The 13,111-nt window shown below is 61.7% G+C and carries 12 protein-coding genes and 1 riboswitch; of the genes, 5 read left to right on the top strand and 7 right to left on the bottom strand.

What is annotated here, in order from left to right; translation table 11 throughout:
- Positions 1 to 59: 59 nt before the first annotated feature.
- From KUL25_RS02655 to metZ, 3 genes are read right to left on the bottom strand one after another with little or no spacing between them, the layout of a single operon-like run.
- Positions 60 to 854, bottom strand: coding sequence for a glutamine amidotransferase (locus KUL25_RS02655; RefSeq protein WP_257891511.1), 795 nt, complete (start codon positions 852 to 854; stop codon positions 60 to 62).
- A complete protein-coding gene (locus KUL25_RS02650) occupies positions 851 to 1,345 on the bottom strand; it encodes a GNAT family N-acetyltransferase (RefSeq protein WP_257891510.1) in 495 nt (164 codons plus the stop codon). Before KUL25_RS02650 ends, KUL25_RS02655 begins: the two co-directional genes overlap by 4 nt.
- On the bottom strand, positions 1,342 to 2,535 hold the full coding sequence (gene metZ, locus KUL25_RS02645; RefSeq protein ID WP_257891509.1) for an O-succinylhomoserine sulfhydrylase: 1,194 nt from the start codon (positions 2,533 to 2,535) through the stop codon (positions 1,342 to 1,344). Before metZ ends, KUL25_RS02650 begins: the two co-directional genes overlap by 4 nt.
- A gap of 58 nt (positions 2,536 to 2,593) precedes the next feature.
- Positions 2,594 to 2,672, bottom strand: a riboswitch (SAM riboswitch).
- A 336-nt stretch (positions 2,673 to 3,008) separates the two neighbouring features.
- On the opposite strand from metZ, the gene KUL25_RS02640 reads away from it, so the two are divergent.
- The 5 genes from KUL25_RS02640 to KUL25_RS02620 all read left to right on the top strand — a co-directional run bounded on the left by KUL25_RS02640 (position 3,009) and on the right by KUL25_RS02620 (position 8,258).
- On the top strand, positions 3,009 to 3,944 hold the full coding sequence (locus KUL25_RS02640) for a 5-bromo-4-chloroindolyl phosphate hydrolysis family protein (protein ID WP_257891508.1): 936 nt from the start codon (positions 3,009 to 3,011) through the stop codon (positions 3,942 to 3,944).
- A 4-nt stretch (positions 3,945 to 3,948) separates the two neighbouring features.
- Positions 3,949 to 5,151 (top strand): toxic anion resistance protein, encoded by a 1,203-nt coding sequence (locus tag KUL25_RS02635; RefSeq protein ID WP_257891507.1) that lies wholly within the window; start codon positions 3,949 to 3,951, stop codon positions 5,149 to 5,151.
- Between the two features lie 7 nt (positions 5,152 to 5,158).
- A complete protein-coding gene (locus KUL25_RS02630) occupies positions 5,159 to 6,091 on the top strand; it encodes a DUF2927 domain-containing protein (protein WP_257891506.1) in 933 nt (310 codons plus the stop codon).
- Positions 6,092 to 6,166: 75 nt separating this feature from the next.
- Positions 6,167 to 6,946, top strand: a complete 780-nt coding sequence (locus KUL25_RS02625; RefSeq protein ID WP_257891505.1) for a VPLPA-CTERM sorting domain-containing protein — start codon at positions 6,167 to 6,169, stop codon at positions 6,944 to 6,946.
- A 199-nt stretch (positions 6,947 to 7,145) separates the two neighbouring features.
- A complete protein-coding gene (locus KUL25_RS02620; protein WP_257891504.1) occupies positions 7,146 to 8,258 on the top strand; it encodes an SPFH domain-containing protein in 1,113 nt (370 codons plus the stop codon).
- A gap of 710 nt (positions 8,259 to 8,968) precedes the next feature.
- Here the strand turns inward: KUL25_RS02620 and KUL25_RS02615 are convergent.
- The 4 genes from KUL25_RS02615 to KUL25_RS02600 all read right to left on the bottom strand — a co-directional run bounded on the left by KUL25_RS02615 (position 8,969) and on the right by KUL25_RS02600 (position 13,088).
- The gene (locus tag KUL25_RS02615; protein ID WP_257891503.1) at positions 8,969 to 9,514 is read right to left on the bottom strand and encodes a cytochrome b; all 546 of its coding nucleotides are present in this window, start codon (positions 9,512 to 9,514) and stop codon (positions 8,969 to 8,971) included.
- A gap of 80 nt (positions 9,515 to 9,594) precedes the next feature.
- A complete protein-coding gene (locus KUL25_RS02610; RefSeq protein ID WP_257891502.1) occupies positions 9,595 to 9,846 on the bottom strand; it encodes an HP1242/YdcH family protein in 252 nt (83 codons plus the stop codon).
- Positions 9,847 to 9,861: 15 nt separating this feature from the next.
- Positions 9,862 to 10,740 (bottom strand): polyphosphate kinase 2, encoded by an 879-nt coding sequence (gene ppk2, locus KUL25_RS02605; protein WP_068358444.1) that lies wholly within the window; start codon positions 10,738 to 10,740, stop codon positions 9,862 to 9,864.
- Positions 10,741 to 10,949: 209 nt separating this feature from the next.
- Positions 10,950 to 13,088: a malate synthase G gene (locus tag KUL25_RS02600; RefSeq protein ID WP_257891501.1), complete on the bottom strand. Its 2,139-nt coding sequence runs from the start codon at positions 13,086 to 13,088 to the stop codon at positions 10,950 to 10,952.
- Positions 13,089 to 13,111: the final 23 nt, after the last annotated feature.

The raw sequence follows: 13,111 nt of genomic DNA, 5'->3' as shown, positions 1-13,111 counted from the left end.
AGTCTTGATTTACGCCTATTTTGATCCCGAGGGCTCGTTTGCAGCATTAAATCAGAGTTTTATCGAAAGCGTGTCACGAAATTGTGCAAGATACGCTCGGGCGCCACGATGTCTTCGGCCAGCACGGCCTTGGTCAGCGCGCCCGCATCCTCGGGGGCAAAATAGCCCCTGTCGCGGTAGATCTCGATGCGGTTGGCGAAGTTTTCACCGCGCGCCTCGGGGTGGAACTGAGTGGCGTAGACGTTGTTGCCCGCGCGGATCATCTGGAATGGACAAGGGCCCGACGCCACGAGGTGCACGGCCCCCTCGGGCAGATCCTCCACCGCTTCCTTGTGGCCGACCAGCGCGCGGAACGCTTTCGGAACGTCGTGCAGCAGCGGGTCACTCGCGCCCGCATCCGTGACCTCGCAGGCAACCCCGCCGATGGGCTCACCATAGCGGCCCTTGCCCACGGGCGCACCAAGCGCCGCCCCAAGGATGCCCATGCCATAGCAGCAGCCGAGAAACGGCATGTCGCGCGACAGGATTTCCGGCATCAGCCCCATGATGTCAGCCTCGATGCGGGCTTCCAGGGGGTTCTTGCTGGCCGGATCATCGGACACGCAGCCCGGCCCACCGCCGACGATGATGCCCGCGAAGTCGTCCAGCGACAGCGCCGGGATTGGTGCCTCGTCCAGGCGCACACGGCGGACTTCTTCGGCGGCCAGTCCGCCGCGCGCGAGGAAGGCGGCGAATTCCTCCTCTGCGGCCGCGTCCTCGGGGCGCAACTGCAAAATCAGGAACTGGCTTGCGCCGCCGTTGCGCGCCGAACGCTGCGTCGGGGCGCCCCCGCTATGCAAAGCCTGCTGGCTCATGCCGCCGCAAAGCGGCGTACCAGCCGCTTTTCCATTCGCGCGTTGGGGATTTTCACCCCGTGCCGCTCTACCTCCTGGCGCTGGATCACCCGCCAGCCGTGGCGGCGAAAGAACGGCTCGGCCAACAGGCTGGCCTCGGTTTCCAGCACCGTGTGGCCCTTGACCCGTGCGCGCCCTTCGATCACCGCATATAGGGCAGCGGCCACGCCTTTGCCCATCGCCTCGGGCGCGACATAGGCGAAATCAAGGAATCCGCTGTCGATATCAAGCGTCATGAACCCCAGAAGCGTGCCGTTTTGTTCCGCCACGATGGTCTCGGCCTCCTCCACCCGGGCGCGCCAGCCTTCGCTGGTGGGCGGCGCAGGCGACCAAGCGGCGCGCTGCGCGGCGTCGTATTTGCGCGACGCCCCCTCATTCACCGAGCGGTGGTACAGCGTCGCCAGGGGGATCGCATCGGCGGGCCGATAGGGACGGATGATCAAGCCATTCATGCCCGCGCCAATGCCCCCTTGAGGTCGGCGATCAGATCGTCGGTGCCTTCCAACCCGATCGACAGGCGCAACCATCCCGGTGTGATGCCCAATTCGGCCCGCTGCGCGTCGGTCAGACGTTGGTGCGTCGTGGTGGCGGGATGGGTAGCGATGGACTTGGCGTCCCCCAGATTATTGGAAATCGTGAAGATCTCCAACGCGTTGAGCGCGCGGAACGCGCCGTCCTGGCCACCGTCGGCTTCAACGGCAATCACCGTGCCGCCCGCACCCATTTGCGCTTGGCAAAGCGCGTGTTGCGGATGCGACGGCAAGCCCGGAAAGACCACGCGTGCCGCGCCGGGGGTGCCCTCCAGCGCCTCTGCAATCGCCTGCGCGCTATCCGCTTGCGCCCTCACGCGCAGGTCCATCGTCTCAAGGCCCTTCAGCATCACCCAAGCGGTAAACGGCGACATCGCCCCGCCGGTGTGTTTCAGGTAGGGCTCTACGGTCTTGCGGATGAACGCCTTCGTGCCAAGGATCACGCCGCCCAGACACCGCCCCTGCCCGTCGATATGTTTCGTCGCGGAATAGACCACAACATCAACGCCTTGCGCGATGGCGTCGCTGAAGGTGGGGGTGGCGAAAACGTTATCGCAGATCACGGTAGCGCCCACCGCGTGGGCGATCTCGGAGACGGCGCGGATGTCGATGACCTCTAGGGTCGGGTTGCTGACGCTCTCAAAGAACACGGCCTTGGTGTCCGGGCGGACCGCCCCACGCCATGCGTCAATGTCCGTGCCGTCCACGAACGTCACCTCAACGCCGAAGCGGGTCAGGATCTCGTCCAGAACATATTGGCACGACCCGAAGAGCGCCCGGGCCGAGACCACATGGTCCCCTGCCCGCAACATCGAGGTCAGCGCAGCCGAGACCGCCGCCATCCCTGAGGCTGTTGCAAAGGCGTCTTCGGCACCTTCCAGCGCTGCGATCCGCTCTTCGAACATCGCGACCGTCGGGTTGCCGTAACGGGCGTAGATGTATTCATCCTCGCCCGATGAGATAAACCGCTGCTCGGCCGCCTCGGCGGTCGGATAGGCAAAGCCCTGGGTCAGGAACATTGCCTCCGACAATTCTCCGTATTGCGACCGGCGGGTGCCCGCATGCACCGCGCGGGTGCGTTTGGACCAGTTCTTTTGGGACGAATCTGTCATTCCCCAATCTCCATTCATCGGGCGCGAAAGCCCACAATTATGGTCGGGGACGGCGCGATCACTCGCGGCCTCGACCTCTTTAGCGGAATGTTTTACGTGGCCCGCAATCCGGTTCACAAATCGCCACGGGCATGTGGCTACGCCTCCGCGCGCGACCCGTCAAGGCGCAAAAGCGTGAGGATCGGACCGGGATCGGGGACGCTGCGTGCTGCTTTCCCCCTTGCGAAAACGACCCGCGATGCCGATTTCTTAACCACACCAGCGCCAAGCCGCCGCGATCGGCCGTCCTTTGCTGGTTTTTGCGCGAGAACCTGCATATCGTTGCAGGTGACATCGACTGTCATTCATGGCAGGCACAACAAAACGTTTTACGGGGCCCATATGTCATCCACCTTTCTGCAAGGCGTCTCTTTCTTCGTGCTGGTCCTTGTGATCGTTGGCGCGATCTTCGGCGGGTTCGGAGTTCTTTAGGCATGGCAAAGCGATACGGCGGCGAACATAGCCCCACCGGCCAACGAGACGGCGACACCCCGCGCGAGATGGTGAGCCATCTGAAGATGGAAGTGGCCCCCTTCAAGGGCCGAAAGCCCATGCGCCACGGGGCGAAGCTGAACATGCTGTTCATCCTGCCCCTGCTGGTGATCCCGACGGTGATCTTCAATTCCGGCGTCACCCAGATGGCGGTGGACTTGGCCGGTGGCGCCATGCTGCTGCTTTCGGCCTGGCTGACCCGCGATGGCGTCCGGGCCGAGGATGCGTTCAATGAACGCAAAGTCGCCCGCAAGCCAGCGATCCCGCGCAAGATCTTCGGCGCCGTGGGCACCGGCATCGGCGTGGCCCTGCTGATCCTGGGTGGCTCGAATTTCGGCGTCCAGTCGATCATCTCTGCCAACGTGGTGGGCTTCCTTGCGGCGGGCCTACACCTGTTTTCCTTCGGGCTTGATCCGTTGAAAAACAAGGGGATGGAAGGGATGGATTCGTTCACCTCTGAGCGTGTGGCGCGCAAGATCGATGAGGCCGAGGCGATCTTGGCCGAACAAAAAGACGCCATTGCGCGGGTCCGCGACTCGCAGCTGGAGGCCCGCGTGGACCGCTTTCAAACCGTGGCACGTGGCCTATTCCGGCAGGTCGAAGAAGATCCCCGCGATCTTAACGCCGCGCGCCGCTATCTGGGCGTCTATCTGAAGGGCGCACGCGATGCGACGGTGCAATTCGCCAACCTTTATTCCCGCAAGACCGACTACAAGGTCCGCAGCGATTACATTACTTTCCTCGACGATCTCGAACAGAATTTCGCCGCCCGAAAAGAGACGCTTCTGATCGATGATCGTACCAATTTCGACGTGGAGATCGAGGTCCTGCAAGACCGCCTGAACCGCGAAACACAATATCTAGAACGACAGGGATAACGTTATGCAATCTAAAACCCACCAACAGGCTCAAGAGATCGAAACGATGGTTGATGAGCTGAACGCCGTCGTCCTTCCCGAACCCTCCGCCGACCTCATTCCCCTGCCCGAGGCCGATGCGCCGACGTCCGAGCAGATCCGCTCGCGCATGGCCGAGATCAACATGACCGACACAAATTCCATCGTGTCCTTTGGCTCCTCGGCGCAGGCCGAGTTGCAGCAGATTTCCCAAGCCATGCTGGCTGGCGTCAAGAACAAGGATGCAGGCCCCGCGGGCGACAGCCTGCGCGAAATCGTCGGCACCATCCGCGGCTTTTCCGTCGACGAGTTGGACCCCAACCGCAAGCAATCGTGGTGGGAGCGGCTCTTTGGCAAGGCCAAGCCAATCCACGAATTCATGGCGAAATATGAAGACGTCCAAGAGCAGATCGACAAGATCACCGACAACCTGCTGGAGCACGAGCATATCCTGATGAAGGACATCAAGTCCCTCGACAAACTCTATGAGAAGACCCTCGATTTCTACGACGAGCTGGCGCTTTACATCGCCGCCGGTGAGGAAAAGCTGCGCGAACTCGACGATATCACGATCCCTGCGAAGGAAGCGGAAGTGAACGCCGCGCCCGAGGATGACCAGGTCATCAAGGCGCAAGAGCTGCGTGACATGCGGGCCGCGCGCGACGATCTGGAACGCCGCGTGCACGACCTGAAGCTGACCCGTCAGGTGACGATGCAGTCCCTGCCCTCGATCCGCCTGGTGCAGGAAAACGACAAGAGCCTAGTGACCAAGATCAACTCCACCCTCGTCAACACAGTGCCCCTGTGGGAAACGCAACTGGCCCAGGCCGTGACCATCCAACGCTCCACCGAAGCCGCCAAGGCGGTGAAGGAAGCCACCGATCTGACCAACGAGCTGCTGACGCGCAACGCCGAAAACCTGCGCGAATCCAACAAGTTGGTCCGCCAAGAGATGGAGCGCGGCGTCTTCGACATCGAAGCCGTCAAGCATGCCAACGCCGAACTGGTCGCCACCATCGAAGAAAGCCTGCAGATCGCGGACGAAGGCAAGCGCAAGCGCCGCGAAGCCGAAGCCGAGATGGAGAAGATGGAGCGCGAGTTGCGCGACACGCTGTCGTCTGCCTCTGCCCGTCGTCCCGTTGCCGATGCGGATGTCATCGAAGGCGACGCGACGCCCGTGCAGTCCTGAGCCCTACGTGCGCGTCCCGGCCCTGATCCCAATGGTGATGACGCTGGTCCTTGCGGCCTGCGTCACCACCACCCCCGTCACCTCTCCGCTGCCCGAACCTCGGGTGGAGGAAGAGGTCGCGGCCACGACCCCCTCGAACCTCAGCCAAAGCCTTGCGCGCTACTACCGCAATTCCGAGGCACGACTGGTCAGCCGTGGCATGTTGCGCACTGACGGTGGCGGGCCGGATACGCCGTTCAGCGCCGATCAGCTGGCCGCGAACTTCGAGCGCATCGCGCTTTACGATGAATACCAGCTGGAAAACGGGCGTTTCGTGGCGCGGCAAACCCCCTCGACCCTGCGGCGCTGGAGCGGGCCGGTGCGCCTTCAGCCGCATTTCGGTGCGTCGGTAGAGGCCGGGCAACAGGCCGAGGACCGCTCGGTCCTGTCCACCTATGCCACCCGCCTGTCGCGGTTGACGGGGCACCCGATCAGCACGGTCAATTCGGGCGGCAACTACCACGTCTTGTTCATGAATGCCGACGCCTTGGCCACGTCCGGGCCGCTGTTGCGCCAGTTGGTCCCCAGCATCAACGACGCCACGATCCGCGAGATTCAGGACATGGGGCGCCTCACCTATTGCTCCATCTTCGCCTTTTCGCCGACCGGCACGTCCGAATACATCACCGCCATCGCGGTGATCCGTGACGAACACCCGGACCTTTTGCGCCGCTCGTGCATCCACGAGGAAGTGGCCCAGGGATTGGGTCTGCCCAACGACAGCCGCACGGCGCGGCCCACGATCTTCAACGACGACGAGGAATTCGCGCTTCTGACCCGCCATGATGAGCTGCTTTTGCGCATCCTCTACAATGACCGCCTGACCATCGGCATGACCCCGGATCAAGCCCGTCCCATCGTGCGCCAAATCGTCGGAGAACTGGTCGGCGGGCCAAGTTAACCGAGCGTCAACTTGACTGCCATCACCTTGATCTTGGCCACATGCTTGCCCACATCCGCCGTCAACTATTCATAAGTGTGTATTACGATTCTGGAGCTGCCAAAGTTCACCAAATATACTACCCTTGCCACCGCGATGGTCGTTTCCTTCGCCGGAGCGGCTTTTTCGACGACCGTAGACCCCACCGTGGGCACGTTTGGCGATATCTCCCTTGTTGGGACGACAGCGCCAAAGTCCTATTTTGGCGGGGCCGGGATCTCCACCGACGCGACCAACTACAAGGTCTTTACAGACCGCTTGGGCAACGCGCTGCTGCTTGGTCTGTCGATCACACCGCGTTTCAGCGCGGTGACGCCAGTCAATGACAACGACGGGTCCTTCGATGTCGAGCTCGGCGTCGTATCTGGCTTCACGGGCTGGAACTTCAGCTTCTACACCGAACTGTTGGAGGTCGTGCGCCCTGACCTCTCCATTGGCGATATCGAGGTGGAATTGCTCTACGATCGGGACTCGGCTGCCGATACGGATCTTTCCGATCTGGGCGTTCTTGACCTTTCTATCTTTGCGGCTCCCGAAGCCCTCATCTCGCAGGGAAGCTTCAACCTGATGCATGGCTTCCTTTCTTCGCCCTTCCCCGGCGTTGTCATGCCCGCCTTGGATTCATTCAGCCCCGACTTCGGCGAATACAGCTTCCTGATCCGGGCCAACGACTTCACGCCCGCAAGCATGGAAGGTATCGGCGTGATCGCCGATGCGGGCCCCTCGCCTGTCCCGCTGCCGGCCGCACTTCCGTTGCTTCTGGTGGCTTTGGGCGGACTTGGCTACGTGGGCCGTCGCCCGGCGCAAGGCGCCTGACAGACGAAGAAATCTAGTTTGGAAGGGCACGGCTTCAGCTGCGCCCTTTTCGTTTGCACTGTCGTCCGGGCCAGGGGCACCCCGTGCGGTGAAAACAGGTCAGGATTTCCCTCCCCCACTTCCCTATGGATCGGGGGCGATCATCCCTATATCATCTTGGAAAACCGAGACACCTTTTTAACGTGGGAGTTGCCGCCACATGGCCATTATGGATTTTCTCAAAGGTCAATTTATTGACGTCATCGAATGGACCGATGACAGCCGGGACACGATGGTCTACCGCTTCGAGCGCTATGGCCACGAAATCAAGTACGGCGCCAAGCTGACGGTCCGCGAAGGCCAGGTCGCGGTCTTCATCCATGAAGGCCAGTTGGCCGATGTGTTCACACCGGGCATGTATATGCTTGAGACGAACAACATGCCGATCATGACGTCGCTCCAGCACTGGGACCACGGCTTCGCCTCGCCCTTCAAGTCCGAGATCTACTTCGTCAACACCTCGCGCTTCACGGACCTCAAGTGGGGCACCAAAAACCCCATCATGATCCGCGACAGTGATTTCGGCCCCACCCGTGTGCGCGCCTTCGGCACCTACACCGTCAAGGTCGAGAACGCGGGCCTGTTCATGACCGAGATCGTCGGCACCGACGGTGAATTCACCACTGACGAGGTCACGCACCAGATCCGCAACATCATCGTGCAGCAGTTCAGCCAGGCGATGGCGGGGTCGGGCATTCCGGTCCTCGACATGGCGGCGAACACGGGCCAGATGGGCGAATTGGTGGCCGAGAAGATCTCTGCGACGATCTCTTCCTACGGCCTCACCTTGCCGGAACTCTATATCGAGAACATTTCGCTTCCGCCCGCAGTGGAAGAGGCCTTGGACAAGCGCACATCCATGGGCGTGGTCGGCGATCTGAACAAATACACCCAGTTCCAGACCGCCGAGGCCATGGCCGCCGCCGCCTCCACCCCCGGTTCCGGCATGGGCGAAGGTTTGGGCATGGGCATGGGCATGGCGATGGCCAACCAGATGGCCAGCAACATGCATCAACCGCAGCAACACCACGCGCCCGCTGCGGCGGCCCCGCCGCCCCCACCGGTTGAACATGTCTGGCACACGGCCGAAAACGGTGCCACGAAAGGCCCGTTCTCCAAGGCAGATCTGGGTCAGATGGCAGGAAACGGCGGACTGACCCGCGACACGATGGTCTGGACCGCAGGTCAGGATGGCTGGAAGAAGGCCGGTGACGTGGACGAACTGGCGCAGTTATTCACGGTCATGCCACCTCCCCCCCCGCCGCCGATGTGAGCGACCCATTAAAAAAGAAGCCCGGTGTACAATGTCACTTGGCTCTATCAATCATAAACGTGACCTTCAAGCCATTGATATCCTTCGTGGATTAGGCTTTCTCGATTGTATTCTTTTGTGATCTGGCCCATAGGTGGAGCACTGATTTCATTGGCAAGGCCCCAAAATGCGCTTTCTGAATCTCATCGTTATTCTGCCGTTCGTCACAGCATGTGTACCTGCTTCGGAAAGTGGGTATTGGCGCGACGGAGCGAGTTTTGCGCAGGTTGATCGGGCAATCACGCAATGCCAAGTACAAGCGTTGCGCGAAGTGCCACGCGCCACAGCGATTGGGACCAGACCAACATACACTACGCCTGTCCAAACGAACTGCTACAACACGGGCTACAGCGTTCAGTGCACCTCTACTGGTGGGCAGGTGATGGGAGGGCAAACCTATTCTTACGATCCCAATACAGCTTTGAGAAATCGTATCGAGACTCAGTGCATGTCTGATCGCGGCTACGGATTGGTATCGCTTCCGCGCTGCACCTCCGAACAACGCAGGTCCGACCAACTCCGCGCACTGCCCGCTACGCTCCCACCGCTGGCCTCAGTGGCTTGCATTTATGATGGAAGCTATCTCCCCATTTAGCTTGGTGACAGACGCTTAATTTTGGGCCACTGCAAAGCGCCCGACCTCTCCCGCGCGCCTCTTACTATTTGCCCCCTCACAACATCCGCTTTAACAACCCGTCTTTCTTGAACAGCTGATGCCTGAGGACCAGCCCGATGTGGCCGACCATGGCGGCCAGCAACACCCAGCCCGCCACGATATGCACCCATTTGAACACGTCGCGCAGGGTGTCGTCGCGGGGCAGCGGGCGGGGCATTTCCCACAGGCCGAACAGGTTCACCCCATAGTGGCCGTACATCACGTAGAGCCAGCCACTGATCGGCATCACCAGCATTGCGGTATAAAACACCTGCTCGACCCGGTGGATGAACTTCTTCTCGAAGCCCGACAGCGTCGGCGCCCAGGGCGGCAGTTGCCCCACGCGGCGGTTGATGATCCGGAAAATCGCGACCGCCAGCGCCACAAGACCCAGCGATTTATGCCAATTGTAATAGGTGTTGGTGCCGATCCCGGCAAACTCGGCGTTGAACCCGATGGCCACCATAATGTTGCCGCTCAGGTATTGGGCGGCGAACAGGATCACGATCAGCCAATGAAACAGCTTGGTCAGCGCGCCGTAGCCCGCGCTTGAATTGGTCATGCCCACGCGTCATCTCCCCCGGGCAGAAGCGCCCGCGGAGAGCGTGGCGGAAAACACCGCCACACTCAAGATTTACGCGTTCACGCCTGCGTTTGGGACGTCGTCAGATAGGCGTAGATCTCATCCTTCAGGCGCATACGCTCCTTGCGCAGGTCGGTCAGATGCTCGTCCGATGTCGGCTCCACATCGGTTTCGGCCCGGTGCACGGCGCGGTTGGCCTCGTGGTAGCTATCGTAAAGCTTGGCGAAATGCGCGTCAGAGCCGCGCAGCTCATGCATCTTTTCAACGTGCTCCGGGAAGTCGTCGGCCAATTCGTGGGGTGTGTGGGACATAGTGGTGGTCCTTTCTCAGCTCTTTCGGCTGTCGGGGTGAAGGGAGGAGGCAAGGATATGATCGGCGTTTTGTACCAGGTGAGTGGCATGAAGCACGATCTTCGGGTCCACCGGGGTGGCGACCTCGGGATCCTTGTCGGGATAGTCGAGCTGCGACAGGAAATGCCGCATGCAGTTGAGCCGCGCACGCTTCTTGTCGTTGGAACGGATCACGGTCCAGGGCGCATCGGCGGTATCGGTGTAGAAGAACATCGCCTCCTTGGCTTCGGTATAGTCGTCCCAACGGTCGATGCTGGCGCGGTCGATGGGCGACAGCTTCCAGCGCTTGAGCGGGTCCGTCTCGCGCGACGCGAAGCGCGCGGCTTGTTCTTCCTGCGTAACCGAGAACCAGTATTTGAACATCCGAATGCCCGACCGCGCCAGCATCCGCTCGAACTCCGGCGTCTGTCGCATGAATTCAAGGTATTCATTGGCCTCGCAAAAGCCCATCACCCGCTCCACACCCGCACGGTTGTACCAGGAGCGATCATAAAGGACGATCTCGCCGGTCGTGGGCAAATGCTTGATGTAGCGCTGGAAATACCATTGCCCGCGCTCTTCGTCGGTGGGCTTGTTAAGCGCCACGACGCGCGCAGCACGGGGGTTGAGGTGTTCGGTAAAGCGCTTGATCGTGCCGCCCTTGCCGGCCGCATCGCGCCCCTCGAACAACATCACGACCTTTTGGCCGGTCTCCTGCACCCAAAGCTGCGCCTTGAGCAGTTCAACCTGCAACGCGGCCTTCTCGGCCTCGTAGACGCCGCGGGCCAGTTTCTTGGGATAGGGATATTCTCCCTGCTCGAAGCCCAGAATTTCCGCTGTCCGGGCCTCGGCCTGTTTCGTTTCGGGTGCTGCCATACAAAATCCTCCTTGTTGAGCCAAGGATGACAGACCCATCCGCACGCGTCGTTGACACAGGTCAAGCAAGCACGCGCAAAGCACCCCTCATTCTGCGAGGAGGGCCCCCAAGGGCCCGAGGAGGGGCCGCGAAACGCCTTCCTCCCCTTCTCGGACGGGTGCGACGCAGGGCGACAGGCGCCGGGCCAAGCGCAAGGCCCGATCGATGCTTACGCCGCCTTCCACTCCAACCGCCGGGCGTGCAGCACCGGCTCCGTATAGCCCGAGGGCTGCGCCCGCCCCTTCAGCACCAGGTCCAGCGCCGCCGCATAAGCGATCCCGTTGTAGCCCGGCGCCATCGGTCGATAGAGCGGATCACCCGCGTTCTGTTCGTCCACCACAACGGCCATGCGGCGGAAGACATCGCCCACGTCGGCCTCATTCACCACCCCGTGGTGCAGCCAGTTGGCGATGTGTTGCGCACTGATCCGGCAGGTTGCGCGGTCCTCCATCAACTCGACCCCGTTGATATCGGGCACCTTGGAGCAGCCCACGCCCTGATCCACCCAGCGCACGACATAGCCCAAGATGCCCTGGGCGTTGTTCTCCACCTCGCGGATCACCTGGTCCCGGGTCCAGCGGCGGTAGGCGGCCAGCGGGATATCCAGAAGCGCCGTCACATAAGCGCGCTTGCCGCCCTTCTCCAGCGTCTCCTGCACGGCGGCGACGTTCACCTTGTGGTAATGCAGCGCATGCAGCGTGGCGGCGGTGGGCGACGGCACCCAGGCACAATTGGCGCCCGCGCGTGGATGCTCGATCTTCTGCTCCAGCATCTCGGCCATGGCGTCGGGCTTGGCCCACATGCCCTTGCCGATCTGAGCGTGGCCGCGCAGGCCGCATTCCAGCCCGATGTCGACGTTCTGGTTCTCGTAGGCCGTGATCCAGCCTTTGCGCTTGATGAAATCTTTGCGCGAGAATGGCCCCGCTTCCATCGAGGTATGGATCTCGTCGCCGGTGCGGTCGAGGAAACCCGTATTGATGAACGCCACCCGGTGCTTGGCGGCCCGGATGCATTCCTTCAGGTTCACCGAGGTGCGGCGTTCTTCGTCCATGATGCCGATCTTTACCGTGTGGCGTTCCATCCCCAGCGCGGCCTCGACGCGGGTGAAGATCTCGTCGGTGAAGGCCACTTCGTCGGGGCCATGCATCTTCGGCTTGACCACATAGACCGACCCGGCGACAGAATTCCCGCCTTCTTGCGCCAGATCATGCTTGGCGATCAGCATCGTCACCATCGCATCCATCAGCCCCTCGTAGACCTCGGACCCGTCGCTCAGCAGGACGGCGGGGTTGGTCATCAAATGCCCCACGTTGCGCACCAGCATCAGCGCGCGGCCCCTCACGGTCACCTCACCGCCATCCGGCCCCGTAAACACACGGTCCGGCGCCAGGGCGCGCGTCATTTGCGCGCCGCCCTTCTCGAACGTCTCGGACAGGTCGCCCTTCATCAGGCCAAGCCAGTTTGTATAAGCGATCACCTTGTCCTCGGCATCGACGCAGGCGACGCTATCCTCGCAATCCATGATCACAGAGACGGCGCTTTCCACCCGCACATCCGCCAGCCCCGCCTGATCCCGCGCGCCAATGGGATGGGCACGGTCGAAGACCAGCTCCACATGGAGGCCATTGTTGACCAACAACACCGAGTCAGGTGCCTTGGCACGGCCCGTGTAGCCCGCGAACTTTTCCGGCGATATCAGCGGCTTGTCATCTATGAGCAACGTGCACTTGTCGACATGATAGCGGCGCACATCGCCGTGGGACGCGCCCTCGATCGGGAAAGCCTCATCCAGGAACACCCGCGCCCGGGTTACGACGCGGGCCCCCCGGCCCCGGTCATAACCACCCTTGGCGGGTTTGGAGCCCATCGCGTCGGTGCCGTAAAGAGCGTCATAAAGGCTGCCCCAACGGGCGTTGGCGGCGTTCAGGGCGAAACGCGCGTTGGTGATCGGGACAACCAATTGGGGGCCTGCGACCGTGGCGATTTCGGGATCAATCTTCGTCGTTTCGATGTGAAACGGCCCACCTTCGGGGACGAGGTAGCCGATATCCTTGAGGAAGGCGTGATAGGCATCGGGATCATGGGGCGCGTCACGGTGGGCGATGTGCCATTGATCGATCTGCCGTTGCAGATCCTCGCGCCGCGCCAGAAGCGCCGCGTTTTTCGGCGCAAACTCATGGGCGAGGTCCGAAAAGCCTTGCCAGAAGGCTTCCGCCGTTACCCCACTGCCCGGCAGCGCCTGCGCGTCGATGAAATCCGCCAATTCCGTCGCCACCTGGAGGCCCGCTTTTTCCAAACGGTTGCTCATATCTTGTCCCTTCACCCTGTTGT

Source organism: Gymnodinialimonas phycosphaerae, from assembly GCF_019195455.1.
GTDB lineage: Bacteria > Pseudomonadota > Alphaproteobacteria > Rhodobacterales > Rhodobacteraceae > Gymnodinialimonas > Gymnodinialimonas phycosphaerae.
This window is presented reverse-complemented; position numbering and strand designations above follow the sequence as displayed.

What these genes read in the sequence shown, in the direction of transcription:
- KUL25_RS02655 (WP_257891511.1), bottom strand. Translation starts at nt 854, where the DNA reads ATGAGCCAGCAGGCTTTGCATAGCGGGGGCGCCCCGACGCAGCGTTCG.
- KUL25_RS02650 (WP_257891510.1), bottom strand. Translation starts at nt 1,345, where the DNA reads ATGAATGGCTTGATCATCCGTCCCTATCGGCCCGCCGATGCGATCCCC.
- metZ (WP_257891509.1), bottom strand. Translation starts at nt 2,535, where the DNA reads ATGACAGATTCGTCCCAAAAGAACTGGTCCAAACGCACCCGCGCGGTG.
- KUL25_RS02640 (WP_257891508.1), top strand. Translation starts at nt 3,009, where the DNA reads ATGGCAAAGCGATACGGCGGCGAACATAGCCCCACCGGCCAACGAGAC.
- KUL25_RS02635 (WP_257891507.1), top strand. Translation starts at nt 3,949, where the DNA reads ATGCAATCTAAAACCCACCAACAGGCTCAAGAGATCGAAACGATGGTT.
- KUL25_RS02620 (WP_257891504.1), top strand. Translation starts at nt 7,146, where the DNA reads ATGGCCATTATGGATTTTCTCAAAGGTCAATTTATTGACGTCATCGAA.
- KUL25_RS02615 (WP_257891503.1), bottom strand. Translation starts at nt 9,514, where the DNA reads ATGACCAATTCAAGCGCGGGCTACGGCGCGCTGACCAAGCTGTTTCAT.
- KUL25_RS02610 (WP_257891502.1), bottom strand. Translation starts at nt 9,846, where the DNA reads ATGTCCCACACACCCCACGAATTGGCCGACGACTTCCCGGAGCACGTT.
- ppk2 (WP_068358444.1), bottom strand. Translation starts at nt 10,740, where the DNA reads ATGGCAGCACCCGAAACGAAACAGGCCGAGGCCCGGACAGCGGAAATT.
- KUL25_RS02600 (WP_257891501.1), bottom strand. Translation starts at nt 13,088, where the DNA reads ATGAGCAACCGTTTGGAAAAAGCGGGCCTCCAGGTGGCGACGGAATTG.